This is a genomic window from Kineosporia sp. NBRC 101731 (genome assembly GCF_030269305.1).
Classification (GTDB): Bacteria; Actinomycetota; Actinomycetes; order Actinomycetales; family Kineosporiaceae; genus Kineosporia.
The window spans coordinates 85036-111441 of the sequence record NZ_BSTC01000011.1; the positions used below are offsets into that span (position 1 = coordinate 85036).

20 protein-coding genes and 1 pseudogene are annotated in these 26406 nt (G+C 70.6%); 11 read left to right on the forward strand and 10 right to left on the reverse strand.

Features of this window, described 5'->3' with window-relative positions; translation table 11 throughout:
- The first annotated feature begins 115 nt into the window (after positions 1-115).
- Complete coding sequence (locus tag QSK05_RS26155) at positions 116-1129, forward strand: Lrp/AsnC family transcriptional regulator (RefSeq protein ID WP_285599983.1); 1014 nt, start codon at positions 116-118, stop codon at positions 1127-1129.
- A 70-nt stretch (positions 1130-1199) separates the two neighbouring features.
- Here QSK05_RS26155 and QSK05_RS26160 read toward each other — a convergent pair whose 3' ends face one another.
- Both QSK05_RS26160 and QSK05_RS26165 read right to left on the reverse strand, forming a co-directional pair.
- Positions 1200-3341 (reverse strand): hybrid sensor histidine kinase/response regulator, encoded by a 2142-nt coding sequence (locus tag QSK05_RS26160; RefSeq protein ID WP_285599984.1) that lies wholly within the window; start codon positions 3339-3341, stop codon positions 1200-1202.
- Between the two features lie 351 nt (positions 3342-3692).
- Entirely contained in the window at positions 3693-4742 is a 1050-nt protein-coding gene (locus QSK05_RS26165) for an enoyl-CoA hydratase/isomerase family protein (protein WP_285599985.1), read from the reverse strand.
- 71 nt (positions 4743-4813) lie between these two features.
- Between QSK05_RS26165 and QSK05_RS26170 the strand changes: the two genes are divergently transcribed.
- Positions 4814-5764 (forward strand): aldo/keto reductase, encoded by a 951-nt coding sequence (locus QSK05_RS26170; protein ID WP_285599986.1) that lies wholly within the window; start codon positions 4814-4816, stop codon positions 5762-5764.
- Positions 5765-5774: 10 nt separating this feature from the next.
- On the opposite strand, the gene mgrA is transcribed toward QSK05_RS26170, so the two are convergent.
- Positions 5775-6788, reverse strand: coding sequence for an L-glyceraldehyde 3-phosphate reductase (mgrA, locus tag QSK05_RS26175; protein WP_285599987.1), 1014 nt, complete (start codon positions 6786-6788; stop codon positions 5775-5777).
- Positions 6789-6997: 209 nt separating this feature from the next.
- Between mgrA and QSK05_RS26180 the strand changes: the two genes are divergently transcribed.
- Positions 6998-12451, forward strand: a complete 5454-nt coding sequence (locus QSK05_RS26180; RefSeq protein WP_285599988.1) for a diguanylate cyclase — start codon at positions 6998-7000, stop codon at positions 12449-12451.
- Between the two features lies 1 nt (position 12452).
- Here the strand turns inward: QSK05_RS26180 and QSK05_RS26185 are convergent, their stop codons facing one another.
- Positions 12453-14003, reverse strand: a complete 1551-nt coding sequence (locus tag QSK05_RS26185) for an SDR family NAD(P)-dependent oxidoreductase (RefSeq protein ID WP_285599989.1) — start codon at positions 14001-14003, stop codon at positions 12453-12455.
- A gap of 145 nt (positions 14004-14148) precedes the next feature.
- Complete coding sequence (locus tag QSK05_RS26190; RefSeq protein WP_285599990.1) at positions 14149-14688, reverse strand: hypothetical protein; 540 nt, start codon at positions 14686-14688, stop codon at positions 14149-14151.
- 110 nt (positions 14689-14798) lie between these two features.
- Here QSK05_RS26190 and QSK05_RS26195 point away from each other — a divergent pair, with 110 nt between their 5' ends.
- Positions 14799-15560, forward strand: coding sequence for an SAM-dependent methyltransferase (locus tag QSK05_RS26195; RefSeq protein ID WP_285599992.1), 762 nt, complete (start codon positions 14799-14801; stop codon positions 15558-15560).
- Between the two features lie 82 nt (positions 15561-15642).
- Here the strand turns inward: QSK05_RS26195 and QSK05_RS26200 are convergent, their stop codons facing one another.
- Positions 15643-17559: a heavy metal translocating P-type ATPase gene (locus QSK05_RS26200; protein WP_285599993.1), complete on the reverse strand. Its 1917-nt coding sequence runs from the start codon at positions 17557-17559 to the stop codon at positions 15643-15645.
- 141 nt (positions 17560-17700) lie between these two features.
- Here QSK05_RS26200 and QSK05_RS26205 point away from each other — a divergent pair, with 141 nt between their 5' ends.
- Together QSK05_RS26205 and QSK05_RS26210 are read left to right on the forward strand one after the other, a co-directional pair.
- Positions 17701-18054 (forward strand): ArsR/SmtB family transcription factor, encoded by a 354-nt coding sequence (locus QSK05_RS26205; RefSeq protein ID WP_285599994.1) that lies wholly within the window; start codon positions 17701-17703, stop codon positions 18052-18054.
- Between the two features lie 75 nt (positions 18055-18129).
- Positions 18130-18726 carry a DJ-1/PfpI family protein gene (locus QSK05_RS26210; protein WP_285599995.1) on the forward strand — a complete coding sequence of 199 codons (597 nt, stop codon included), beginning with the start codon at positions 18130-18132 and terminating at the stop codon, positions 18724-18726.
- 789 nt (positions 18727-19515) lie between these two features.
- Here the strand turns inward: QSK05_RS26210 and QSK05_RS26215 are convergent.
- Positions 19516-19800, reverse strand: coding sequence for a DUF4234 domain-containing protein (locus QSK05_RS26215; protein ID WP_352302757.1), 285 nt, complete (start codon positions 19798-19800; stop codon positions 19516-19518).
- Here QSK05_RS26215 and QSK05_RS36465 point away from each other — a divergent pair.
- A pseudogene (locus QSK05_RS36465) lies at positions 19798-20380 on the forward strand (enolase C-terminal domain-like protein); the annotation flags it as partial. The gene QSK05_RS26215 and the pseudogene QSK05_RS36465 sit on opposite strands and share 3 nt — an antisense overlap.
- A 43-nt stretch (positions 20381-20423) precedes the next feature.
- On the opposite strand, the gene QSK05_RS26230 reads toward QSK05_RS36465, so the two are convergent.
- Positions 20424-21821 carry an L-serine ammonia-lyase gene (locus QSK05_RS26230; protein ID WP_285599998.1) on the reverse strand — a complete coding sequence of 466 codons (1398 nt, stop codon included), beginning with the start codon at positions 21819-21821 and terminating at the stop codon, positions 20424-20426.
- 189 nt (positions 21822-22010) lie between these two features.
- On the opposite strand from QSK05_RS26230, the gene QSK05_RS26235 reads away from it, so the two are divergent.
- From QSK05_RS26235 to QSK05_RS26250, 4 genes are all read left to right on the forward strand, one after another.
- Entirely contained in the window at positions 22011-22601 is a 591-nt protein-coding gene (locus QSK05_RS26235; RefSeq protein WP_285599999.1) for a DinB family protein, read from the forward strand.
- A 214-nt stretch (positions 22602-22815) separates the two neighbouring features.
- The gene (locus QSK05_RS26240) at positions 22816-23421 is read left to right on the forward strand and encodes a CPBP family glutamic-type intramembrane protease (RefSeq protein WP_285600000.1); all 606 of its coding nucleotides are present in this window, start codon (positions 22816-22818) and stop codon (positions 23419-23421) included.
- Between the two features lie 101 nt (positions 23422-23522).
- Positions 23523-24272: a DUF2975 domain-containing protein gene (locus QSK05_RS26245; protein WP_285600001.1), complete on the forward strand. Its 750-nt coding sequence runs from the start codon at positions 23523-23525 to the stop codon at positions 24270-24272.
- On the forward strand, positions 24272-24502 hold the full coding sequence (locus QSK05_RS26250; RefSeq protein WP_285600002.1) for a helix-turn-helix domain-containing protein: 231 nt from the start codon (positions 24272-24274) through the stop codon (positions 24500-24502). Before QSK05_RS26245 ends, QSK05_RS26250 begins: the two co-directional genes overlap by 1 nt.
- Before the next feature lie 39 nt (positions 24503-24541).
- On the opposite strand, the gene QSK05_RS26255 is transcribed toward QSK05_RS26250, so the two are convergent.
- Positions 24542-24994, reverse strand: coding sequence for an SRPBCC domain-containing protein (locus QSK05_RS26255; RefSeq protein WP_285600003.1), 453 nt, complete (start codon positions 24992-24994; stop codon positions 24542-24544).
- 39 nt (positions 24995-25033) lie between these two features.
- Positions 25034-26335, reverse strand: a complete 1302-nt coding sequence (locus QSK05_RS26260; RefSeq protein WP_285600004.1) for a CoA transferase — start codon at positions 26333-26335, stop codon at positions 25034-25036.
- Between the last annotated feature and the right edge of the window lie 71 nt (positions 26336-26406).

Below are 26406 nucleotides of genomic sequence, written 5' to 3' on the forward strand. Positions count from 1 at the left end.
GGAACGACTCCCAGTAGTTTTTGTGGTGTTGAAAGGAGCATGGGGCAGGTGGCCCGGCGAACGTCGCCAGAAGTCCCGAGAGCGTTAGAATCCTCCATCGAAGGGCGGTGGTTCGATGGAAATCCTCACGACCGATGATCTGGATCAGAAGCTCATCCATGCGCTGCGGCTGGATCCTCGCATTCCGTTCGCCCGGTTCTCGTCACTTACCGGCGTTTCCGAGCAGACCGTGGCCCGCCGGTTCCGGCGGCTGCGCGAGCACGGCGTGGTGAGGGTGATGGGACTCGTCGACCCCTTCGCCAATGGTCAGGGCAATTGGATGGTGCGCATCCGGGCCCGTCCCGACGCGGCCGGCCCGCTGGCCGACGCCCTGGCGCAGCGTCCCGACGTCTCCTGGGTGTCGCTGACCTCGGGCGGCACCGAGATCCTGTGCGCGGCGCGCTCGCACACCGGGCACGGCACCGAGCCCAGCCAGGAACTGCTGCTGCGCCGTCTGCCGCACACCAAGGAGGTCATCGACTTCACCGCCCAGATGGTGATGCACCGCTTCGACGAGCGCCTCGGCTCGATGGGGCACCTGACGGAGCTGGACCCGGCCCAGGTGACCGAGATCCGGCGCGGGGCCCTGATGCGTGTCGAGGGCGCCGACCCGGCGGTGCCGATCGGGCCGGACGACGACACACTGCTGGCGCAGTTGCGGGCCGACGGTCGCGCTCCGGTCTCCCGGCTGGCCCAGGCCACGGGCTGGAGCGCGGCCCGGGTGCAGCGGCGCCTGGACGAGCTGGTACACGCCGGGATGTTCTACTTCGATGTCGAGATGGCCATCGAGGCGCTGGGTTTCGCCACCCACGCGACGCTCTGGCTGACGGTCTCCCCGGCCGATCTGGACCGGGTGGGGCTGGAACTGGCCGAGCACAAGGAGATCGCCTACGTGGCGGCGATCAGCGGCAACCGCAACCTCACGGCCTCGGCCATCACCCGCGACCCCGAGCATCTCTACCAGTACGTCACCCGGCGACTGGGAGCCATCCCCGGGGTTCAGCAGCTCGAGATCTCACCCATCCTGCGCCGTCTCAAGCAGAACGGGACGTTCATGCGGGACGGGCGTCTGGCCGCCCCGGCCGGCTAGCCATCGTTCGTGATCAGGCCACGTCTCCCCGGGGAAACTCTGCCTGATCACGAACAGAGGACGCGCGTCCTCACTTCTCGGGGGTTGCCGAGACCTCGGCCCGCCGCTGCGGGAAGTCACCGGTGGCGAGGTGTTCCAGGACCTCCGAGAGCTGGCCGGCCTTCCAGGGTTTGGGTAGGAAGTCGTCCATCCCGGCCTCCAGGCAGGCGTGCCGGTCATCGTCGAAGGCATTGGCCGTCATCGCGATCACCGGAGTACGAAGACCCAGCGGACACTCGGCCGCGCGGATCCGCCGGGTCGCCTCCAGCCCGTCCAGCACCGGCATGTGCACGTCCATGAAGACGGCGTCGAAGGTTCCGGCCAGCACCGCCGCGACCGCGGCCTCGCCGTCGTCCACCATGTCGACCACCAGCCCGCGGGAGGTGAGCATGGCCCGGGCGATCAGCTGGTTGGTCTCGTTGTCCTCGGCCACCAGGACGTGCTTGCCCGCCAGGGTGGCCTCCGGGGACCGGCGCGGACGGGGCACCGCCGCGACCGGCACCGGTGCCGCGGTCCGGGGCAGCGCGACGAGCAGGGAGAACCGGGTGCCCTGACCGGGGTCGGAACTGACGCTCAGCTGCCCACCCATCGCCAGCGTGAGTCCTTGCGCGATCGACAGGCCCAGGCCGGTGCCGCCGTACCGCCGGGTGGTGTCGGAGGAGGCCTGCACGAAGGGCCGGAACAGGTTCTTCATCTGCTCGGTGTCCATCCCGATCCCGGTGTCGGCGACCACCAGACGCACGCGGTCACCCGCGTCCTCGATCGTGACCGTCACCGACCCCTGATCGGTGAACTTCACCGCGTTGGCGATCAGGTTGGTGAGGACCTGCCGCAGTCGGGTCGGGTCACCCGTGCGGTAACGGTGCAGGCCGTCCGCGGTCTCGAGAATCAGCTGGATCCCGGCCTGTTCGGCGCGCGGGCGGGAGGGAAGCAGCGCCTCCCGGGCCACGGCGACCACGTCCAGCGGGACCTGTTCCAGGTCGATCCCGCCGGCCTCGATCTTGGCCACGTCAAGACTGTCGTTGACGATGTCGAGCAGCACGTGCCCGGCCCGGTCGGCGCCCGAGATCCACTCGGGAGTCTGCGGGGAGCCCGGGTTCTCGGCCAGCAGCGAGGTGTAGCCGAGCACCCCGTTCAGCGGTGTGCGGATCTCGTGGCTCATCGTGGCCAGGAAGTCGCTCTTGTGCCGGGACGCCACGCGCAGTTCCTGCGCCTGCTCCTCGGAGGTGGCCCGGGCCCGGCGCAGTTGCGCGATCAGTTCCTGGCGCTCGTCGCGGTGCAGCGCGAGCACGAGGGCCACCAGCGCCGCGATCGCCACGAACGCCTGGGCCAGCAGGACGCGGGTGGCCGGGGAGGTGGCCACGAACGGCCCGTGGCCGGTCAGGGTGAAACTGAGGACGCCGACGGCCACCAGCCACACATGCGCGGCTACCAGCGTGGTGTCGAAGCGCAACGAGAACCACATCGACAGCGGCAGCACCAGATAGGACAGCGGCAGACCGTCCGCGAGCCCGAAGACCACCCCGTAGGCCACGGCGAACAGCAGGGTGGCCACCACCAGTTCGAGTTCGCGCTCGCGGGGCGGGACCAGGCCGGCCAGGCCGTTGCCGGCGATCCGCAGGGCCAGCGCGGCGAAGACGAAGGTGTTGGTGGCGTTGCGCAGCGTCCAGGCCCCGGCCAGGTTCCAGAACTCGAGGTGGGACGAGGTGGCCAGGGCGGCGGGGCCGAGCAGGGCGCCGGCTGCGGCCCCGGCCAGGGCGGCCAGTACCCAGAAGGCCAGGTCGGCCGAGCGTCTCAGTCGCCAGGCCTGCGGCCGCAACCGGCTCAGCACGGCGGTCTCGACCAGGGCCTGGACCACGTTGGCGACGCCGAGCGCCAGTGAGATCGGCAGGGACAGGTCGCCGGCGAGGTGGTTGATCGCGGTGGCCACGGCGGCCATCACCACCGAGCTGACCACCAGCGGCGCCCGGCCCCGGGAGCAGGCCCACAACAGCCAGACGAACCCGACGGCAGCGGCCGGCCAGACCAGGGACAGGGAGGTGCCGGGCAGCCGGGAGAGCCGCCCCAGCAGCACCGCCACGGCGTAGACGACGGTGAAGACCGGCACCATGATCACGACGGGTGCCGACGGCCACGGACCCAGGTGCCGGGTTGTTCCCTGATCCGTGCCCACGCGACTTTTTCGACGCCCGGAGCTGGACGGGTGAGCAGCCGCTCCGGTCGTCACCCGGTCGGATCAGCCGGGGCCAGCCGGGGCCAGCCGGGGCCAGCCGGGGTCAGCCGGGGTCAGCCGGGGTCAGCCAGGTCAGCGAGGGTCGGGGAGGGTGGCCGGCTCGGTGGGGCGTGTTTCTGCCGGCTCAGCAATCTGCTCCCGCGATTCACGGACGGGCAGTGGAGCGTTGTGTACACCTGGTACATCCGGTACCGGATGTACCAGGTGTACACAACGCGAACCTGTCGGCCCATGGACCGGGGCCGTCGGCCCGGCTCCCAGGGCCGCCCGCAGCCGTGGCCCGGGAAGGCCTCAGAAGGTGAGGTCCCCGCCGGGTGCCTCGGTGAACGCCCGGGCCACCACGGCCGGGTCGATGTCCTGCACCCGGGCGGGGTTCCAGCGCGGCTTGCGGTCCTTGTCCACCACCTGCGCGCGGATGCCCTCGCGCACGTCGTCGCGGTCCAGGCTGTGCGACATCATCCGGTAGTCCTGCACCAGGGCGGCACGCAGGTCGGGCAGGTCGGTGCAGCGGCGGATCGCGGTCAGGGTGATCTGCAGCGAGGTGGGCGAGCGGGTCAGCAGTACCCGGGCGGCCTCCTGCGCGGCCGGAGCCGGATCGTCCTCGAGGCGCTCGATGATCGCGGCCACGTCGTCACCGTTGTAGCAGCGGTCGATCCATTCCCGGTCGGTGGCCAGATGCCCGGGCTCGGGGGTGGTCGCCCAGGTGTCGAGGATGTCCTGCACGACCTTCCACGAGGTGGCATGGGCCAGGTCGGGCAGGGCACCGGCGGGAGTGTGCACGTCGGCCAACCCGCACAGCATTGCGTCAGCGGGCCCCACCGGCAGGCCGGTCAGGGCCAGGTGGGTGCCCAGTTCACCGGGCGCCCGGGCCAGCAGCCAGGTGCCGCCCACATCCGGGACCAGGCCGATGATCGTCTCCGGCATCGCCAGCCGGGAGTCGGCGGTGACCACCCGGGGCCCGGCGTGACAGCCCAGGCCGACGCCACCGCCGTAGGTGATGCCGTTCAGCAGGGCGACCACCGGCTTGCCGTAGTCGGCCAGCACGGCGTTCATCCGGTACTCCTCGCGCCACAGCGCCCGGGCCGAGTCGCCGCCGTCGATCAAGGTGGAGATCGACACGGCCTTGATGTCGCCGCCGGCGCAGAACCCGCGTGGGCCCTCGCCGTCCAGCAGCACACACTCGATCTCGGGGTCGTCCTGCCACTGGAGCAGACTGGCGAAGATGGTGCGGATCATGGCGTGGGTCAGCGCGTTGATCGCCTGCGGGCGGGTCAGGGTGATCCGGCCGACCCGGCCCTGAACGACCACACGGACAAGCTCGGGGGCATGGGAATCAGGCATCGGGACGAACGCTACCGGCGCGCGCTGTGCTCTGCGCTGTCGCGGTGGCCGGAATGGGCGAGGATCTTTCCATGACCTTCCCCACCATCCGGATCGGGATCGGGCTCGCCGCGGCGGCCCGCCCCGCCTACATCACGCCCGCCCGGGGTGCCGACCTGGGCGGGGACCGGGCCGTGGAGCGGCTGCGCGCCCGCAGCCACGACCTGCTCGACGCCGCCTACGCGGCCGGGGTGCGATATGTGGATGTGGCCCGTTCCTACGGTCTGGCGGAGGACTTCCTGGCCGGCTGGCTGGCGCTGCGACCGCAGGCGGTGGACGTGGTGGTCGGGTCCAAGTGGGGCTACCGGTATGTGGGCGACTGGCGCCTGGACGCGGACGTGCACGAGGTGAAGGACCACTCGCTGGAGGCGTTCGGCACGCAGTACCCGATCAGCCACGGGCTGCTGGGCGAGCGGCTGGCGATCTACCACCTGCACTCGCTGACGCCGGACTCCCCGGCGCTGGGCGACCAGGCCCTGCACCTGGCCCTGGCCCGGCTGCGGGCCGCGGGCACCCGGGTCGGTTTCTCCACCTCCGGCCCGCACCAGGGCGAGGTGGTGCGCCGGGCGCTGGAACTGGAGGTGGACGGCCAGCCGCTGTTCACGTCGGTCGAGGCGACCTGGAACGTGCTGGAACCGTCGGCCGGACCGGCCCTGTCCGAGGCGGCCGAGGCGGGGGCGACGGTGATCGTGAAGGAGGCCGTGGCCAACGGCCGGCTGACCCCGGCCGAGAACGACCCGCACCCGGCGGCCGTCCAGGCCCGGCGGGTGGCGGCGGAACTCGGCGCGGGGGTGGACCAGGTGGCGACGGCCGCCGCGCTGGCCCAGCCGTGGGCGTGGCGGGTGCTGTCCGGGGCGGTGACGACGCAGCAGCTGCGGGCCAATCTGGGTGCGGCAGCCCTGGATCTGGTCCAGGACCTCACCGGACTGGCCCAGCCCTCGCAGGAGTACTGGGCGCAGCGCTCGGCGAGAGCCTGGGCCTGAGAGCTGAGGATCAGCCCTTGAACTGGATCCCGGAGAGGATCTCCTCGATCTGGGCGACCTCGTCGTCGGACAGGGCGATGTTGCCCAGCGCCTCGACGTTCTGGTCCAGCTGCTGCACCGACGAGGCACCGATGACCAGCGAGGTGACCCGCTCGTCACGCAGGGCCCAGGCCAGGGCCAGCTGGGCCAGTGACTGACCGCGCTTCTCACCGATCGCGGCCAGGCTGCGCAGACCCGCCTGGAGGTCCTCGGTGATCACGCCCGCGTCGAGGGTCTTGCCCTGGGTGGCGCGTGAGCCCTCGGGAATGCCGTTGAGGTACCGGTTGGTCAGCAGGCCCTGCTGCAGCGCCATGAACGCGATCACGCCGAAGCCCTCGTCGGCCGCGGCGTCGAGCAGGCCGTCGTCTTCGATCCAGCGGTTCAGCATCGAGTAGGACGGCTGGTGGATGAGCAGCGGGGTGCCCAGCTCGCGCAGCAGCCCGGCGATCTCGCGCGACTGTGCGGCGGTGTAGCTGGAGATGCCCACGTACAGCGCCTTGCCCTGACGGACCGCGGCGTCGAGCGCGGTCGCGGTCTCCTCCAGCGGCGTGGTCGGGTCGAAGCGGTGCGAGTAGAAGATGTCGACGTAGTCCAGTCCCAGACGCGTCAGCGACTGGTCCAGCGACGACAGCATGTACTTACGGCCGCCGCCGCCCTGGCCGTAGGGGCCGGCCCACATGTCGTACCCGGCCTTGGTCGAGATGACCAGCTCGTCGCGGTACGGCTTGAGGTCGGAGGAGAACAGCCGGCCGGCGTTGATCTCGGCGCTGCCGTAGGGCGGGCCGTAGTTGTTGGCCAGGTCGAAGTGGGTGATGCCCAGGTCGAACGCGCGCAGTGCGATGTCCCGCTGAACGCTCCACGGCTTGTCGTCGCCGAAGTTGTGCCAGAAGCCGAGGGACAGCATCGGCAGGTCGAGCCCGGAACGACCCGTGCGGCGGTAGCTCATGCTGCCGTCGTAACGGGCGGGATCGGGGCGGTAGGTCATCGGTGCGCTCCAACGGGGTGGGTCGAGTCGGTGGCCTCGTTGGCCGAGTCACATTCTGTCCTGCGCCCGGCCCGGCGACGACATCGGCCTCGCTCGCCCGTCGGGGTGACCGCCCCGGTCAAGCTGCCACCGGTTCCGGCCGAACGGGAAATGTGAGTCCGGAGCAGAGGGGGACCCCGGGCCCCGGGACGGGCACGGCGTCGGTCGGTGTGTCCGTCGACCTACCCGATTTCGAGGTACTGGGTCAGCTGGGTGGGGGAGCAGGCAGCACCGTGTACCGGGTGCGCCGTCGCCGGGACGGGGCGACACCCGACACCCACGAAGCCCTCGACGCTCAGGATGCCCGGGACGTCCAGGAGTACGCCCTGAAGCTGCTGGACCGGCCCGACGGGCTGGCGGGCCTGCGGCGCGAGGCCGCGCTGCTGACCGCCGTGGACCACCCCGGTCTGCCCCAGGTGCATCAGGTGGGGATGGCCGACCGCCGCCCGTACCTGGTGATGGACCTGGTGCGCGGCACCTCCCTGGCCGACGAGCTGACCCGCGGCGCGCTGCCCGCCGAGCGGGTGGTGGCGCTGGTGCTGGACGTGATCGAGCCGCTGGCCGCGGTGCACGCGCGCGGTCTGGTGCACCGTGACCTGAAGCCGCAGAACGTCATGGTGCTGCCCGACGGGCAGGCCCGGCTCATCGACTTCGGCCTCACCGCCCGCGAGGGCGAGGACGAGGAGAGCGAGACACCGGTCGCGGTAGGCACGCTCGCCTACTCGGCTCCCGAGCAGTCGGGCATGCTCAAGCGCCCCGTGGACAACCGGTCCGACCTGTACTCGCTCGGCGTGATCATGTTCGAGGCCCTCTCCGGGGTCCTGCCGTTCCCCACCGCCGACGTGGGTGAACTGCTGCGCGCGCACGCCTCGCTGGCTGCGCCCGACCTGACCGGCCTGGTGCCCGACACCCCGCCGGAACTTGCCCTGATCGTGGCCACCCTGCTGGCCAAGGACCCGGACGACCGGTACCAGGACGGTCGCGCGCTGGCTGAGGACCTGCGGGCCGTGGCCGGCAAGCAGACCGCCGCGGCCCGGGCGGACAGGGCGCCGATGTTCGGGCGGCAGAACGAACTGGACACCCTGCGACAGCAGTGGACGCGGGTACGCGCCGGCCGCGGCGGGTTCGCCTTCGTGCGCAGCGACAACGGGCTGGGCAAGACCCGGCTGGTGCACGAGTTCGGCGACCTGGTCGAGGAGACCGGCGGCCTGGTGCTGCGGGCCCGGGTGCTGCCCGACGAGGCGCTGCCCTTCGCGGCGTTCCGCGAGGTCTTCGTCCATCATCTGCAGCAGATCGCCCGCCTGCCCCGGGGCGAGCGCTCGGCGTGGGCGGACCGGCTGCGTGCGGCGTTCGGGAGCTGGTCGCCGGTGATGCTGGCCCGGATCGCGCCCGGGCTCGACGCCGTGGTGCGGCCGGGCGGGGAGGCTGCCCCGGATGCGGCTCTCTCCTCGGCCTCGGCCGAGGAGACGCTGCACTCGCCGCGCGAGATCGCGGCCCTCACCGGGCAGCTGCCCCCGGACGGGGGACCGGCCGAGGGAGCCGGCGAGCTCCGGGCCGACGCCCTGGTCGAACAGCAGAACGACGAGCAGTTCGGGGCGGCGATCGCGGCGGCACTGCTCGACCTGGCCCGCACCTCCGGCGGGCTGCTGCTGATCCTCGACGACGTGACCGCCGCCGACGCGTCCGTCCGTCAGGTGATCGGGCATCTCGCCGAGCAGGTCCGCGACGTGCCGATGCTCTACCTGGGCACCGGCCGCGACGGTGAGCTGGAGCGGGTGCTCGGCAACGCCGACCTGACCGCCTACGTGGCCCAGGCGACCCGGGTGCTCGACATCGACCTGCGGCTGGCGCCGCTGGACGAGTCGGCCGTCGGCTCCCAGATCCGCTCGCTGATCCCCGGCCAGCGCCTGCCCGACGCGGATCTGGCCGCCCTCACCACCCGCAGCAACGGCAACCCGTTCATCGCCCAGGAGTACCTGTGGGCGGTGCTGGACGCCGGCCTGCTGTGGCCGGACTGGGGCACGTGGCAGCTCGACCTGGACCGCCTCGACGCCCTGGACCTGCCCCAGGATGCGATGGGCCTGCTGGTCAACCGTGTGCAGAACCTCGCCCCGCACGCCCGCGACCTGTTGGTGGTGGCCGCCGCCATGGGGGCCGAGGTGCGGGTCGACGTGGTCGCGGCCGTCGAGCGGCGCAGCACGGCCAGTGTGCTGGGCGTGTTCACCGAGGCCGCCCGACAGCGACTGGTCGAGCCGGCCGAAGGGGGCACGTTCCGGTTCCTGCACGGCCGTATCGCCGAGGCGGTGCTCGCCGAGCTGACCCCCGCCCAGCTGGAGCAACTGCACCTGCGCATCGCCGACGTGCTGGCCACCCGCCGCTCCGCCTCGTTCACCCAGGCCGTCGCCCACACCTTCGCGGTGGCCCGGCACTACCTGAAGGCCGGTTCCACGGCCTCGGCCGACAAGGTCTACGCCTCCTGCCTGGAGGCGGGCAAGCTCGCGCTGGAGGAGTCCGCGGCCGAGGACGCCGTCATGTTCCTCGAGCACGCCGCCCATCTGGCCCGCCGGCGCGAGAACGGTTCCAGCGCGGTGCTCGTGCTGCTGGGCCGGGCCCTGAAACAGGCCGGGCAGTTCAGTGCCTCCCGGCGCCGGCTGGAACAGGCCCTGGCGGTCGAGAAGGACCCGCTGGCCCAGGCCGCCATCCACACCCTGCTGGCCGAGGTGCACCGGGCCGGCTACCGCAGCGAGGAACTGCGCGACGCCATCGCCAAGGGCTTCGCTGCAGCCGGAAAAACTCTGCCGCGCAGCACTTTCTGGTTGATCTTCAGCTCAGTGGCGATGGCCCTGGCCTCGGTCGTACGGCGGCGTCTGCGCCCGGTGCTCGGCGATGTCAGCGGCGAGGCCCGGCGCCGCGCGCTGACGATGGCGGGGCTGCACGAGGCCGCGATCGTCGGCGCGAACCTGGGGATGCGGGTACCCGAGTTCATCGCCCACAACCTGCGCGCGCTGTACTGGGCGGCGAAGCTCGGCCACGGCCGCCGGTTCGTGGCGGCCCAGGCCAATGTCGGCGTGCTGTGCGCGGCCGTGGGCCTGAACCGGGCCGCGGAGCGCTGTTACCGTCGCTGCGACGGTGACCCCTCGGCGCACACCCCGCAGACCCGCTCGATGCTGCGCTCGTTCCGCCTCGGGGGTTCCTGGGCGGGCAACCGCCCCGAGGGGCGCGAGTGGCCCCGCCAGTTCGACGATTTCAGCTCCTGGCTGGACTTCGTGCCGCTGATCGACTCGATCAGCACCTTCAACCTCAACGCCTGCTTCGCGGGGCGTACCGAGGACGCGCAGCACTGGCTGGCCCAGGGCCGGATGCGGCTCAGCGACCGGGGCGAGGAGATCACCTCGTTCGTCATCGCCCCGGCGATGACGGCCGCCCTGCTGGGCCGGTCGGTGGAGGCCGAGACCGAGATGTCCCGCCTGAACCGGGTGGCGGACGAGATCGGCGCCCGGCAGCTGAACTTCATCCGGCTGATGGCCGGTCTGTTCGTGCAGCTGGAGGACGACGGCACCGACGAGTCGGTCGATCACCTGGTCAGCGATATCGAGGCGCTGCGGCTGTCCCCGAGCCTGGTCTGGCGCGCGCAGCGGCCGATCTTCTGGCTGCTCGCCTCGGCCCGCCTGGCCCAGGCCCGGGCCTGCGCGCACCCCACCACACCCGAGGCGATGAAACAGCAGACGCTGCGGATGAGCCAGGCGCACCAGGCGGTCGAGACGCTCGGCCGGGCGGCGAACACCGAGGAACTCAAGGCCTTCTGGGCCGTGGCGCGGGCCGACCTGCTAATGCTGCAGGACCAGCCCCGCAAGGCCCTGGACGTGCTGGCCGGCCTGGACGTCGCGGTCGAGGACGACCTGCCGACCGTGGCCTTCGAGGTGGCCCGGATCGCGGCGCGGGCCCTGCACTCGCTGAATCCGAAGGAGAGCCATCGCCGCGCCCGTACGGCCTACACGGTGGCGGTCGCGGAGGGCTGGCCCCAGCGGGCCGCGTCCGTGGTCCGCGAGTTCTCCCTTCCCGTGGAGGACCGGGTCCTGCGCACCGGTGGCAGCCACGACAACACCTACTCCGGCAGCCACGAACGCGAGCGCCTGGAGGCTCTGCAGGAGGTCAGCGCGGCTGCGGCCAGGGTGCTGGACCCTCGCGTGCTGGCCCGTATCGCCCTGGACGAGACCATCCGCATCCTCGCCGCCGACCGCGCGTTCCTGTTCCTGGTCGATTCCGACACCGGCACGCTGACCCAGCACCTGGGCCGGTCGGCCGCCGGGGAGGACCTGGAGAGGCTGACCGGTTACAGCACGAGCGTGGTCGAGATGGTCTGGCGCACGGGCGAGGCGAAGGTACTGGCCGGGACGGAGGAGGGGGCCGCGCTCGGGGCGCAGAGCGTGGTGCTGCACGGTCTGCGGTCGATCCTGGTGGCCCCGATGATGCTCGACGGCCGGATGCGGGGCGTGGTCTACCTCGACAGTCAGGTGGCCAAGGGCATCTTCACCCACCACGACACCGTCATCCTGGGCGCCCTGACCAGTTTCGTGGCCTCGTCCCTGGAGACGGCCCGCGCCGCCCAGCTGGCGATCAAGGCGCAGACGGCCGAGCGGTCGGCCGAGCTGGCGAAGGCGCTGCAGCAGGCGCAGGAGCGGATGGCCGAGCCGGTCGAGCCGATGGGTGTGCTCAACCAGCTCCTGCTGTCGGCCGGCCGGGGCGGTGGGGTGCTCGGCGCCGACACCGCGTTCGTGGTGCGCCCGGGGCGTTCCGGGGTCGGGAACCGCACCGGCATCGTCCTCACTCCGGACGTGCGACTGCCCTTGATGACGGCGTTCACCGACGACGGCAGCGCGTCGGCGATCTCCGGTGTGCTGACACCGGTCTCGGGGGATGCGAGCAACGCCCCGGCACCCCTGCCCGACCGGCTGCCGGGCCTCTCCTCGTGGGTGGCCCTGCCGTTGCGGGCCACCGACGTCGACCTGGGTCTGCTCGTGCTCGGGGCGCAGGACGCCGAGAGCCCGCTGTCGGCGTCGGTCGACCTGGCCGCCGCCCTGGTGGCGCAGGGCATGACCGCCTACGACCGGGCCGCCTTGTTCGAGCGGGTGCAGGAACTGGCCGTGGTGGACGAGCTGACCCAGCTGGCCAACCGGCGCCGGTTCTTCGAGATCGCAGCCCGCGACCTGGAGGCGGCCCAGCGCCAGGACCGGCCGCTGATCGGCATGATGATGGACATCGACCACTTCAAGCGGGTCAACGACAACCACGGCCACCCGACCGGTGACGACGTGATCGCCGAGGTCGCCCGCCGCCTGGCTGCCCAGGTGCGCACCACCGATGTGATCGGCCGCTACGGCGGCGAGGAGTTCGCCGTGCTGCAGCAGGGCGACGACCCGGATCTGGAACTCGCCGAGCGGCTGCGGCTCTGCATCTGCGAGAAGCCGGTCGAGACCCGCACCGGCCCGTTGCCGATCACGATCAGCATCGGCGTCGCGCACCTGCGGGCGGACGACGAGGATGTGGCCTCCCTGCTGGCCCGCGCCGACCAGGGCCTCTACAAGGCCAAGGAGGGCGGGCGCAACCAGGTCGGCGTCGTCTGACCTACCAGTCGGTGGGCTCGTAGTCCTTGAGGAAGATGCCGTACAGGTCCTCGCCGGCCTCGCCCCGCACGATCGGGTCGTAGACCCGGGCCGCTCCGTCGACCAGGTCCAGGGGGGCGTGGAAACCCTCGTCCGCCAGCCGGATCTTGGTCGGGTGGGGCCGCTCGTCGGTGATCCAGCCGGTGTCGACGGCCGTCATCAGGATGCGGTCGCTCTCCCACATCTCCCGCGCGCTGGTGCGCGTGAGCATGTTCAGCGCGGCCTTGGCCATGTTCGTGTGCGGGTGGCCCGGGCCCTTGTACCCCCGGCTGAACTTGCCCTCCATGGCCGACACGTTGACCACGTACTTGCGGTGCGAACCGGCCGCGGCCATTGCCGGGCGCAGTCGGCTGATCAGGATGAACGGCGCGACGCTGTTGCACAGCTGCACCTCGAGCAGCTCCACCGGGTCGACCTCCTGCACCGGCTGCACCCAGCTGTTGGTGTGGTGCAGGTCGGGCACCAGGCCCCCGGCGTCGATCGCGGTGTTGGCGGCGATGCGAGCAGGGGACGCGGAACCGGCCGTGAGCGCGAGAGCTGTCAGGGCGTGGGGGGAGGGCGCCCAGTGGCCGTTGCTCACGCCGCCCTCCTCGTGCACCGCGCCCGCGATCGCGTCGATGGACGCCGGGTGCGCCTCCGGGGTGCGGCCGATCGTCAGCATCTCCGGCAGCGGGCCCTCGGGCAGCGGCGCCGACTCGGCAGCGGCCAAGGGGGCGTACGAGCCGGGGGAGCGGCGCACCGTCTGCGCGGCGTTGTTGATCAGGATGTCCAGCGGACCCTGCGCGGCCACGTCGTCGGCCAGCGCGCTGACCTGGGCCGGGTCGCGCAGGTCGATGCCGATGATGCGCAGCCGGTGGATCCAGTCCTGGCTGTCGTCCATCGAGGTGAAGCGGCGCACGGCATCGGCCGGGAAGCGCGTGGTGATGGTCAGGTGCGCGCCGTCGCGCAGCAGCCGCAGCGCGATGTGCATGCCGATCTTGGCCCGCCCGCCGGTGAGCAGGGCGCGGCGGCCGGTCAGGTCGGTTCGCGCGTCGCGGCGCTGCCGGTTCTTCGCGGCGCAGTCGGGGCACAGCTGGTGGTAGAACACGTCGACCCGGGTGTAGCGCTTCTTGCAGGTGTAGCAGCCGCGCGGGCGCATGTACTCGCCGGCCGAGCCGGTCTCGTCGCCCGTGCCCTGGTTGGCCTCGGCGGCCGCCGAGGACAGGGGCAGACCCTGGGTCTCGTCGTCGATGCGGCCGGGGGCCCCGGTGGCTGTGGCTGCCGTCACGGCGGCGTCGTTGGCGTTGATCGTGGCCCGGCGCTGGGCGCGGCGGTCCAGCTTGGCCGCCTTGAAGATCTTCGCAGTGGCCAGCCGCACCTTCAGGAAGTCCGGGTGCTCGGCCGGCAACTGCTCCACACGGGCCAGTACCTGCAGGCAGAGGTCCAGGTCAGCGGGGTCGATGCCCTCGGCACCGGGGTCGCCGGTGCCGTCGCTCGGGTCGGTCTCGGCCTGGTCGTCGAGTTGCGCCGTCATGATGTGTGAACCGCTCGGGTTTCTGCTCGGGAAGCTGTCGGGGTGACCTGAAGAAGATACGCAATCGCCGGACCAGGTCGCGACGCGTTCACCCCTAGCCGTCAGACCGCCGTCAGACCGCCGCCAGACAGCCGTCAGATGGCCGTCAGATGGCCAGGGCCAACTGGGTGCGGGAGGGCAGGGTGACGCGGCCCGCGTCGAGCGAGCTGGGCATGGCCTCGGGGGCGTGGTCGGCCAGCCACTGCCGCTCCAGGGCCGAGAGCCGGATCCACTCCTGACGCAGGAACCCGACCAGCTCCACCGCCTTGCGCGAGCCGATCGGCGCGTGGATCAGCAGGTAGGAGATCGGCATCGCGGGCGGCAGTGCGGCCCGCCGGGGCCCGCGCTCGATCACCTCACCGGCGAAGAACTCCATCACCGAGTCCCAGGCCCGCCCGTCGCCCACGTGGTAGAGCAGGTCGGCCGCGCACTCGCGGACCGCCCGGGTGCGGTCGGTCAGGAGCGCGGCCAGATCCCCGGTGGCGCCGGTCCCGGCCAGGCAGGCCAGGGCCACGACGGCGGCGCAGCGCAGGTCCTGCCGCCCGGGCCCGGTCGCGGCGATGAACTCACGCAGCTCGACCGAGGCCTGGGGCCTCGTCGACGTCCCCAGTTCGAGGGCCCTCAGAATTTCGGTACCCGGATTCACCGCGCGTCGTCCTCCCTGGTGAACTCCCTGGTGAAAGGACCTCACAAACTAGTGGATCGGCGCTGCGTAATTCGCTGGCTCCGGGGAGCCGGTCCCGGGAGTATCCGGACATGGACCGACACCGTGTCTCCCGTCTCGCCCACCGTGACCATCCGATCGCCGCCCCGCTGAACGACGAGGCGGTCGACGAGGTGCTACGGCACGCCCTGGTTCCCGAAGAGGAGCTGCATCTGCTGGATCTGGGCTGTGGCGGCGGGGAATGGATCCTGCGGGCCCTGGAGCGGTCCGGGTCCGCGAGCGCCGTCGGCGTCGACGTCTCGGAACCCGCACTCGCGCACGCCACGGCGCAGGCGCAGCGGCGCGGGGTGGCGGAGCGGCTGGTTCTCGAGCGTGAGGACGCCGGTCAGCTCGCCTCCGGGGGGTCTTACGACGTCGTGTTCGCCGTGGGGGTCAGCCACGTCTTCGGGGGACTGGCCCCGACCCTGGAGGTGGCGGCCGAACACCTGGCGCCCGGCGGACGGCTCGTGATCGGTGACGGTTTCTGGGCCGCGCCGCCCTCGCCGGAGGCCGTGGAGATGCTCGGGCCACTGCTGGACCTGGCCGGGAGCATGGCCGTGGTGACGGGCGCGGGCTGGACGCCGGCGCACGGGCACATCAGCACCCGCGCCGAACTCGACGCCTACGAATGGGCCTGGACCGGGTCGCTGGCCGGCTGGGCGCTGGACCAGCCGCCCGGTTCCCCGGACGCCGCCGATGCCCTCGCGGTGGCGCAGGGACACCTGGAGGAATGGCTGCGCGACTACCGCGACACGTTCGGATTCCTCACCCTCGTGCTGCGCCGCCCGCCGTCTGCCCTGTTGCCTCCGGCGTGACCACAATGCTCCTGTCGATGGCCGGGCGATTCAGGCGTGCCTGCCCATCGCTGTGGACTCACGTCTTCATGCACGCCAAGGGTCAAACTCGCCAGTGCTTCTCGCGCAGCAGGCGGAGCCCGTTCAGCCCGACGATCACGGTCGATCCCTCGTGCCCGGCCACGCCCAGCGGAAGGGGCAGGTCGCCCAGCAGGTCCCAGAGCACGAGCGCGGTGATGAAAGTGGCCGCGATCGTCAGGTTCGCGATCATCACCCGCCGGGCCTTGCGCGACAGGGCGATCACCGCCGGTACGGCGGTCAGGTCGTCGCGCACCACCACCGCATCGGCAGTGTCCAGCGTGAGGTCCGCCCCGGCGGTGCCCAGGGCGATGCCGACATGGGCCGCCGCGAGTGCGGGGGCGTCGTTGATGCCGTCGCCGACGAAGGTCAGGTGTTCGCCCTCGGCCTGCAGTTGCCGGATCGTGTCGAGCTTCTGGTGGGGGAGAAGGCCGGCCCGCACGTCCCGCAGGCCGGTCTGCCGGGCGACGTGAGCGGCGGCGGCCGGGTTGTCGCCGGTCAGGAGCAGGGGCGGCCGGCTGGTGAGGGTGGTCGCGGCGGCGATCGTTCGGGGTGCGTCCGGGCGCAGTCGGTCGGTGAACCCGGCGACGGCGGCGAGGTCACCGTCGATGTGCACGAGGACGACGGTCTCGCCGCGGTTCTGGAGTTCGGTGACGAGGGGGAGGTGCTGTCCTCGGGGTGAACTGATGACGAGGTGGTGGCCCTCCACGGTTCCCTCCACCCCCACCCCGGGGTGGGCCGAGAAGTCTTGTGCGGGAGGGACGTCCATCATCTGCTCCCTGGCTTCCCGCCCCACGGCCCGGGCGATCGGATGCTCGCTGCCGTGCTCGACGGCGGCGGCCAGGCGCAGGATCTCGCTCGTGGACCAGGTGCCGAACGGGTGGACGCCGGCGATCACCGGGGCGCCGTGGGTGAGGGTGCCGGTCTTGTCGAACGCGACCTGGGTGGTGGTGGCGAGTCGTTCCATCACCACGGCCGACTTGATCAGCACGCCGTGGCGCCCGGCGTTTGCGATCGCCGCGAGCAGCGGGGGCATGCTGGAGAGCACGATCGCGCACGGGGAGGCGACGATCATGAACGTCATGGCGCGCAGCAGAGCGTCTTTCGGGGCCTCACCGAGGATGAGGGGCACGGTGAGCAGGAGCACGGTGGCGGCGACCATGCCGATCGAGTAGCGCTGCTCGACCTTCTCCACGAACAGCTGGGTGGTGGCCCGGGTGTTGGCGGCCTCCCGCACGAGTCCGGCGATGCGGGCCACCACCGAGTCCTGGGCGGGCCTGGTGACCCGCACGCGCAGCATCCCGGTGCCGTTCAGCGTGCCCGCGAACACCTCGTCGCCGGGCTGCTTCCCGGCGGGCAGGGGTTCCCCGGTGATCGTGGCCTGGTCGACGTCGCTGACGCCGGAGACGACCTGGCCGTCGGCCCCGATCCGTTCCCCGGGGCGGACGATCACCTCGTCGTCGACGGCCAGGTCGGTGGTGGGAACGGTCTGCTCGCCGCGGGCGGTCACCCGTACGGCGGTCTCGGGCGCCAGCTCGAGGAGCCCGCGTACCGAGTCTTCGGTGCGGGCGGTCGCGAAGGCCTCCAGCGCACCGGAGGTGGCGAAGATGACGATGAGGAGGGCGCCGTCGAGCACCTGCCCGATCGCGGCGGCGCCGATCGCCGCGACCACCATGAGCAGGTCCACGTCGAGGGTCTTCTCCCGCAGCGCTCTCAGGCCGGCGAGTGCGGGCTCCCAGCCGCCGGCGGCGTAGCAGCCCAGGTAGAGGGTCTCGGTCAGGGCCGGTGGGGTCGCGGCGACCTGGGTGAGCAGGCCCAGCAGGAACAGGCCGAGTGAGGCTGCTGCCCATCGCATCTCGGGGAGGGCGAGCCAGCGGGTGGATCGGGCGCCGGGTGCCGGGGTGGACGGGGCCGGGTGTTCGGCGACGGCCGTGGGCGGCATGGGAGCCCCTTCCGGGAGGAACGGCGGAAGGCCGAAGCTATCAGAACATGTGAAGAGATATTCATATGAGCCGATGTCTGCGGTGCCGGGTGGGCGGGGACTTTCGGCCCTGGTCAGTGACGGCACGGTAAAGTCGCGCCTGTGGGACACGGAGTGCAGGGACGCGACCGGCCTCCGGTCCGTCTGGACGCGGAGACCGCGGCTCACGTCGCCACCACCCTGCAGGCCCTGGCCACCCCGAGTCGCCTGCTGATCCTCACCGAGCTGCGCCAGGGTCCCCGGGCCGTGAGTGAGCTGGCCGAGGCCGTGGGCATGGAACAGTCCGCGGTGTCGCACCAGCTACGGCTGCTGCGCAACCTCGATCTCGTGGTCGGGACCCGGTCGGGCCGCAGCATCGTCTACAGCCTGTACGACCAGCACGTGGCCCAGTTGCTCGACGAGGCGATCTATCACAGCGAGCACCGCAGGCTCGGCGTGAGTGACAAACTCGCCTGACACCTGGGCTACCCGGGCATCAGACGACACAATGGCATCTCGTTCGAGGTGCTGGACCGTGTGGGGAGTCGCCGGATGACCGAGTCGAAGACCATCGGGATCGTGCTGTTCGACGGGGTCGAGGAGCTGGACGCCGTCGGCCCGTGGGAAGTGCTGGCGTCCTGGACGCTGAACCATCCCGATGACGGCTACCGGGTGCTCACCCTCTCGCCCGACGGTGAGGTCGTGACCTGCGCCAAGGGCATGCGGATCACCCCCGACCACTCCTTCGCCTCCGCCCCCGCACTCGACGTGGTGCTGCATCCGGGCGGCCAGGGCACCCGCCGGCTCCTGCGCCAGGCCCGCCACCTGGACTGGGTCCGCGAACAGGCTGCCCGCGCCGAGCTGATGACCAGCGTCTGCACCGGGTCGCTGGTCTACGCCGCGGCCGGCCTGCTGACCAACCGCCCGGCCACCACCCACTGGGGCTCGCTCGACCTGCTCACCGAACTCGACCCGACCGTCCGGGTGGACGAGAAGGCCCGGTTCGTGGACGACGTCACCGTCGTCACCAGTGCGGGAGTGTCGGCGGGCATCGACATGGCCCTGCACCTGGTCTCCCGGCTGAGCTTCCCCGACCGGGCCCGCGACGTGCGGCGGGGGATCCAGTACGACCCCGAACCACCGGTGTAGCTTCATACGGCCGCAGCGCTGAACGCCGGTGAGGGCATCCCGATGAGGCCGTGGCGGGAGATCGAGATGGAACGCAGTCTGTAGCTGCACCTGGCCAGGGTTCCTGAATTGGTCGAGGGGCAGATCGCAGCACCGCCGACCAGCGCCTTGGCACAGGTTGCCGAGGCTATGGTCGCTCTCGAAGGCCGGCCGGATCGGGGAAGTTCTGTGCGCTGTGGCCGCACGGAACTTCCCCAGTACTGGATAACGGTGGCCCCGGGTCGATCGGTGAGCTAGCAACTCAAGAGGGCGACTGTCCACGCCGATTCAGCGGCCCATGCGGCCCGAAGACGTGATCTCCGAACTTCCGCCAGAGTACTCGGACTGGACCTGCGCGAAGACGGCCGTCAGCCGGGGCATGTCTCCAATGCAGGTCATTTGCACGATCGCCCTCTACCGATGCCCGGTGATTTGGAGCGAGGAGTTCACCGCCGCCGGGGGCCCCGAGTCGTCTGTACCGGCGGAGGTCCTGGAGCGTCGCGTGGCCAGACGCCATAACAAGCACGATGAGAAGGACAAGAGGGTGCAGCGATGTGTCTTTCTGGACACGGCAGGAGAAGTCATTCCGTCTTCGGCCACGAGTGGGCACATCGCCCGTTGCGATCTGCGGACAGTTCCTCCCCGGTAAGGCATGGTCGAGGTGCTGGCTCTATCCGGTGTCGACCGGGCGATCCTGCCCGGCCGCCAGCTATTTGACCCGGACAACCGCACTTGGCCCACCTCATCAGGAAGGAGTGATCCGGCGGGAGGTCAGCGCGAGGCGACCTTGTTCATCTCGGACTGGTAGTACAGCGGGAAGGTGCCGAAGACGAAGATCAGCAGCAGTCCCAGGACCCCGTTGCAGGTGGGCGGCAGGCCCGCGGCTTTCTGGGCGTCGGCGATCCGCTGCCCGGTGCGGTAGATGCTGACGAACGGCGGCACGACGACGAACGCCCCGAACGTCACCGCGATCAGCGAGACGAGCGGGTTGACGTCCGAAGCCGGGTTGATCCGCGTCTCGTTGTTGATCTTGTAATACCAGACCAGGTTGTAGATCCCAGTGACATCGGGCGATTGTCGACGAAGCTGGGGCCTCGGTGGGCCGCAGCGGTCTGGCCACGCAGGCCATCGCGGCGATCGACGTGTGTCTCTGGGATCTCAAGGCTCGCCGGGCCGGCCTGTCGGTGGCCAAACTGCTCGGTACCCATCGTGACTCGGTGCGCACCTACAACACCTTGCCCGGGCTCTGGACACCCCCATCGCCACCGGGGAGATGCTGACGAGCGTCGCCGAGCACGTGCGGCTCATCGACCTCGGCGCCAGTGACATCGTGCAGCCCGATGCCCGGCGCGTCGGTGGCATCACCCAGTTCCAGAAGCTCGCCGTCTACGCCGAGCACCGCCGGCTCGACCTGGCCCCGCACTTCGCCATGGAGATCCACCTGCACCTGGCCGCGGCCTACCCACTGGAGCCGTGGGTGGAGCACTTCGACTGGCTCGAGCCGCTGTTCGAGGAGTCATGGGTGACGGCCGATGGACGCATGCAGGTTTCCGGGCGACCCGGACTGGGCATCACCCTGACCGGTCAGGCCCGGGCCTGGACCGTGGCCACGGCCGAATGCGGAAAGTTTCCCTGAAACACCCGCCCCGGGGGGCGGGCGCGCGTCCATCATCGACAACTCAGCACAGAGGCACATTGACGGCCAGCCCGCCCAGTGCCGTCTCCTTGTACTTGTGACTCATGTCGGCGCCGGTCTGCCGCATGGTCTCGATGACCTGGTCGAGGCTGACGTGGTGGCGGCCGTCGCCGCGCATGGCCATCCGGGCCGCATTGATGGCCTTCACCGCCGCGATCGCGTTGCGCTCGATACACGGGATCTGCACCAGCCCACCGATCGGGTCGCAGGTCAGGCCCAGATTGTGCTCCATCGCGATCTCGGCGGCGTTCTCCACCTGCAACGGGGTGCCGCCCAGCAGCTCGGCCAGCCCGGCCGCGGCCATCGCCGAGGCCGAACCCACCTCACCCTGACAACCCACCTCGGCGCCCGAGATCGACGCGCGCTCCTTGAACAGCAGCCCGATCGCCGCGGCGGTGAGCAGGAACTCGGCCGCCGCCTGGTCACGCTCTTCCTGCGGCGCGACCTCGATCCACGGAATGTAGGTCATCGCGTAGTACAGCACCGCCGGGATGATGCCCGCGGCACCGTTGGTGGGAGCCGTGACCACGCGTCCACCGGCGGCGTTCTCCTCGTTCACCGCCAGCGCGATCAGGTTGACCCACTCGATCGCCATACCCGGTTCGTGGTCGGGGTCTTCGGTGACCAGGTCGTCGTGCCACTTCTTCGCCCGACGCCTCACGTTCAGGCCTCCGGGCAGGTTCCCCTCCTCGCGCACACTGCGCTCCACGCAGTCGTTCATCACCTCGTGGATCCGCTTGAGCCCCAGCCGGACCTGCTCCTCGGTGCTGAACGTCAGCTCCTGCCGGAGCATGACCTCGCTGATGCTCAGGTCCAGGCGCTCGCAGCGCTCCAGCAGATCGTCGCCGGAGGTGAAGCAGTCGGGGGTGTGCTCGCCCTTCTGCGGTCCGTCCACGCCGGCCGGTTCCTCCGCGCCCTCGCGCACGATGAACCCGCCACCCACCGAGAAGTAGGTGTCGCAGGCCAGTTCCAGGCCCATCTCGTCGTAGGCGGTGAACCGCAGGGCGTTCGGGTGCCGGGGGAGTACGGTGAGCGGGCGCAGCACCACGTCGTCGTCCAGGCTGAAGGCGATCTCGTGCCGGCCGCCCAGATGAAGGACGCGGTCCTTGCGGATGCGCGCGGCGATCCGGGTGTAGTCGTCGGGTTCGACGGACTCCGGGCGCACGTTCTCCAGCCCGACCGCCGAGGCGATCAGGGTGCCGTGCCCCTCACCCGTGGCCGCGAGCGACCCGAACAGGTCGACCCGGACCCGTCTGACCAGCTCGGTGCGCCCGAGCTTGTCGAGGGTCTCGGCGAACTCCGCCGCCGCCCGCATCGGCCCGACCGTGTGCGAGCTCGACGGACCCAGACCGATGCTGAAGATGTCGAAGACGCTGATCATGTGAACGACCTCCCGCTGAAGCCCAACTTCTCGATGCTAGGCGAATCATGCGTTTCGTCCCGTGACGAATACGTGACCAGCATGAGTCGCACGATGCGGCACGAACATCGCGATGCGCAACTGGTCGGCGCCGAACGGCCGCGGGCGGTGCTCCGCGCTCCGGCTCGGTCAGGAGGCAGACTGGCGGGCATGGCGGACCTTGGCGACCCGAAAGCCGCACTGAAGCATTATCTGCAGGCGACGCGGGACAATCTCATCTGGAAGCTCGACGGGCTGAGCGAGCGCGAGGCCCGACTGCCCCGGACAGCGACCGGCAACAACCTGCTGGGGGTGTTCAAGCACTGCCTCAACGTCGAGGCCGGCTACTTCGGGCCGACCTTCGAGCGTGAGTTCCCCACCCCTGAGGAACTGGTCGCGCTGCCGGCCTTCGAGGAAGACCCGCAGGCCGACTGGTATGCGCGCGAGGACGAGACGAAGGAAGGGCTGATCGACCTGTACCGCCGCGTGGGGGTGTTCGCGGACCGGACCATCGACCAGTTGCCCCTCGACGCTCCGGGACGAGTGTCCTGGTGGCGGCCGGATGCGCAGGTCGTGACGCTGCAGAGGATCATCATCCACGTGACTGTCGACCTCGCCCGGCACGCCGGTCACATGGACATCATGCGCGAGCAGCACGACCGCGCGGTCGGCTTGCGGCGGGAGAACAGCGGTGTCCCCGACGACTACGACTGGCCGGCGTACACCGCCCGGCTGACCAAGATCGCCGACCGCTTCGCCTAGTCAGCATGTCCGGGGCATTTCCGGACGGATCGTCCTCCAGATGGATGTTCGGGTCAGCGAGCCATCAATTCGTCAGCTGCTCGGCTGATGCTTCCGTGGCCTTCCGGTTCCTTGTCGCCGGAACTGTCGCGGTGAAGGAGGGGAGGCGACCTGGCCGCTTCGGCATTCTCTCGCCGGGCTGAAACTGCGCCTGCGCAGATCGTGGCGGCAGTACGTGCTGGCCCTGCTCGGACCGCCGGTGGTCGCGGCTGGAACGGTGCTGGTCGCCCTGCTCGCCGGCTGGTACGAGTGGGACGCCTCGGCGCTGGAGGAGTCGCTCGGTGGGGTCCCGCTGCCCCTGGCCCTGCTCGGCCTGATGCTGATCTCGATCCTGCTGGTGCCGTTGTTCTGGGGCGAGGAGTTCGGCTGGACCGGTTACCTGCGCCCGAGAATGCCTACCGGTCGGCCACTCCTGGCTCTGCTGCTGACCTCGCTGATCTGGGCGGTCTGGCGCTACCCGCTGGTCTTCACCGGCTACACCGAATTCGGCAACGTGTTCCTGGGACTGCTCTGCTGGACGTCGATCTTCTTTACGCTGCAGGCCATCCTGACCGGGCTCTACGAACGCAGCGGCAGCATCTGGGTGCCGAGCCTGGCGCACGCCGGCAACAACTTCGTTCTCTGGATGCTCCCGGCCGTGCTCATGGTGGACACCGGCCAGATCAGCGGGGAGATGCTGAACCTGGTCGGTCTCGTTCCGTTGATGCCGCTGGCGATCTGGGCCTGGCGCAGTTCCCCGCGGCACACCGGGTTGCCGCTGGACACCCAGGCCTCGGCGTAGGCGGAGGGTGGCCTGCACGGTTGCCATATTGATTCACGATATGGAAATATCGCAAATCAATACGAATGACCGTCGCGTTGCCATGAGTAGGACGTTGCCTGATGACCCGAAGAGCTTTCCGGATCGGCGGCTGGGCTGCCTTGGCGCTCGGCGCCCTGGCTGCCCTGTCGGCGGTGATCGTGGTGGTGACCGGCGCCCTGGCGTTGACCGGGCGGGTGACGTACCCGGTAGATGCCAGTCTGGGGCCGTTCTCGGTGCATGACCGGGTATCGATGCCGGTCGCTGTCTGGCAAGAGGTGTGCCAGAAGGCCAGCGTCGATGACTCGGGCGAACCGAGTGACTGCCTGCGACTCTTCCTGCATCAGAATAGCGAGGACAGCGGGTCCGGGCCGGTTCACGTTCAGGACGCGGATGTCCGGCCTACCGACCTGTATGCGACCGGGTCGATCGCCCTGGCCACGACGGGCGGGTGGAGCCCGCTCGTCGCGGCATCGGTGGCCCGCAAGGCCATCGGCCTGATGGTGATCAGTGCCGTGCTGCTCCTGCTCTGGCGGCTGCTGGCGAACTCGGCGGCCGGAGATGTCTTCAGCACTCGCGCGGTACGGCAGGTGCGAGGTATCGGGTGGCTGGTGATCCTGGGAAACCTGGTCAAGCCGGCCGTGGCCTTCGCCGTGAGCTTCGACGATGGCTACTCCATGCCGATGTTCGGCTACGGTCACCCCTTCGTGGAAAAGGTGGGCGAGGCCGGGGTCAATCTCACTCAGCTTGCTCTCGGTGGGCTGATACTCCTTCTCGCCGAAGCTTTCCGCCATGGTGCGGTCGTCGAGGCCGAGCGCAGGCTGACGGTCTGATGCCCATCGTGATCCGGCTCGACCGGGAGTTGGTCGAGCGCAAGATGACTCTGACAGAGCTCTCCGAACGTGTCGGTATCACCGTCGCCAACCTCTCCATCCTCAAGACCGGCAAGGCCAAGGCCGTCCGGCTCTCCACCCTCGAGTCCATCTGCCGGGAACTCGGCTGCCAGCCGGGCGATATCATCGAGTACGTCGCCGAAACCGACGACGATGTCATAGAGACCTAAGGTGATAGGGCTTCAGGGAGCGCCCCTTCCGCTGGAGATTCAGGCCTCGACGTAGGTGGCGAGCTGGTCCAGCGACGAGGCGAGGCCGGTGGCGTGGTCCTCGGCGGAGATCCCGTCGGGTACGTCGTCGGCCCGGATCTCCACCTCGCTGCCCCCTTCGGCCGCGCAGACCTGCCAGGTCATCAGCATCGTGCCGGCGAACGCCGGGTCTTCGGACTCGAAGTCCACCGCCTGCACCAGTCGTACCCCGTCCACGACCTCGACGATTCGCGCGTCCACCACGTCGGTGTTCCCGGTGGTCTTGCCCGGCGCGTTCTCGAAGGTCAGCACGAGCTGGTAGGAGCCGCCGGTGCGAAGATCGAAATGGCGGAACCGGCCGGTCGATCCGGCCGGCGGCAGCCACGCCTGAAGGGCGGCCTGCCCGATGAACGCCGCGAAGACCTTCTCGGGCGGGGCGGCGACGGTACGGGTCGCAACATCGGTACGCGGCATCTGCCCAGGCTATCGAGGTGCTGGTCCCGGCCGCAGGCGCTACTGCGCATACGTGGGGGCGTCTTCTCCGTGGTGGTGCGGGGCGTGGGGGTAGCTTACCGGGGTGCCGTACAGATCGAAGGGGGACGGCACGTAACGGATTTCGCCGTAAGGGCTCGGCGCGGTCAGAAGGTCGGGGTCGGTCAGGGGTTGCACCGGGACCTGGGGTGCCCGGCTGCGGAACAACAGATCGGCGGCCCGGACCAGGGACAGGTGGGCGATGCCGCTCACGCCGTGCCTCAGGCGGGCGGCGGTCAGGCCCACGACCGCCGCGACGATGCCGTAGCCGGTGGCGTGGTCCAGGGCTTGCACCGGCAGGGCACCCGGGCGGCCGTCGCGCAGGCGGTAGACGTCGGCGATTCCCGTTGCGGCCTGGACGATGCTGTCGAAACCGCGGCGCTGTGCCCAGGGACCGCGATCGCCCCAGGCGTCGAGGTTCACCACGATCAGCGACGGATAGTGCTCGTGCAGGACGGCGGGGGACAGGCCGAGCGCGCCGTTGCGGTAGCCGAGCACCACCACGTCGGCCCGGGCCAGGAGGTCGTGCCGGGTTTCGGGGGATGCGACGAGGTCGAGCAGGGCCGTGCGCTTGCCGAAACCGCTGTCCACGTGCTGGTCCTCGAGCTCGGGCAGGTGGGGCGGGTCGATCCGGAGCACGTCGGCGCCGAGCGCGGCCAGGGTGCGGGTCGCGACCGGGCCGGCGACCACCCGGGTCAGGTCCAGCACTCTCATGCCGGTCAGGGGCAGGTCGGTGCCCGGGCGCCAGGCCACGGCGGGCGAGGGTGAGACGTCGAAGGAGATCCAGTCGCGCGGCGGGGATCCGGCGGCCATCGGGGAGGCCAGCCACTGCGCGCGGGTGCGGACGGCGGCCGCGATCCCTCCGGCCTCCCCGATCACCCGCTCCGCCTCGACAGAACTCAGACGCCGCAAGGCGTCCACGACGTCCTGCGCGGTGGAGGCCCCGAGCGCCTGACGCAGCCGGGCCTCGTGGTGCGGATAGTTCGCGTGGGTGCGCACCCAGCCGTCGGTGGTGGCGAAGAACCCGGACATCGACGCGAAGCCGAGCGGACGTCGTCCGTCAATGCGCAGGTGGCCGAGAGAATCGAACGCGGCGGCGACCCGGAGAGGCGACGCGCGCAGCGCACCGGGGTTGTTCAGCAGGTCGTCGACCGCCGCGCAGGCCAGCCCGGTCGAGGCCAGGGCGAGCCCTTCCACGTCGAGCGGGCCGCCCCACCAGCGCCGCGGTCCGTAGGCCGGCTCACCGGCGTGCAGTTCCAGGGGCGGGAGGATCGGGTCTGTCATGCCGGCCTTCCGGAAGATACCCACGGCGTAACCGCCGACCGCTCCATCATGCCGTACGGGTATCGATGGGC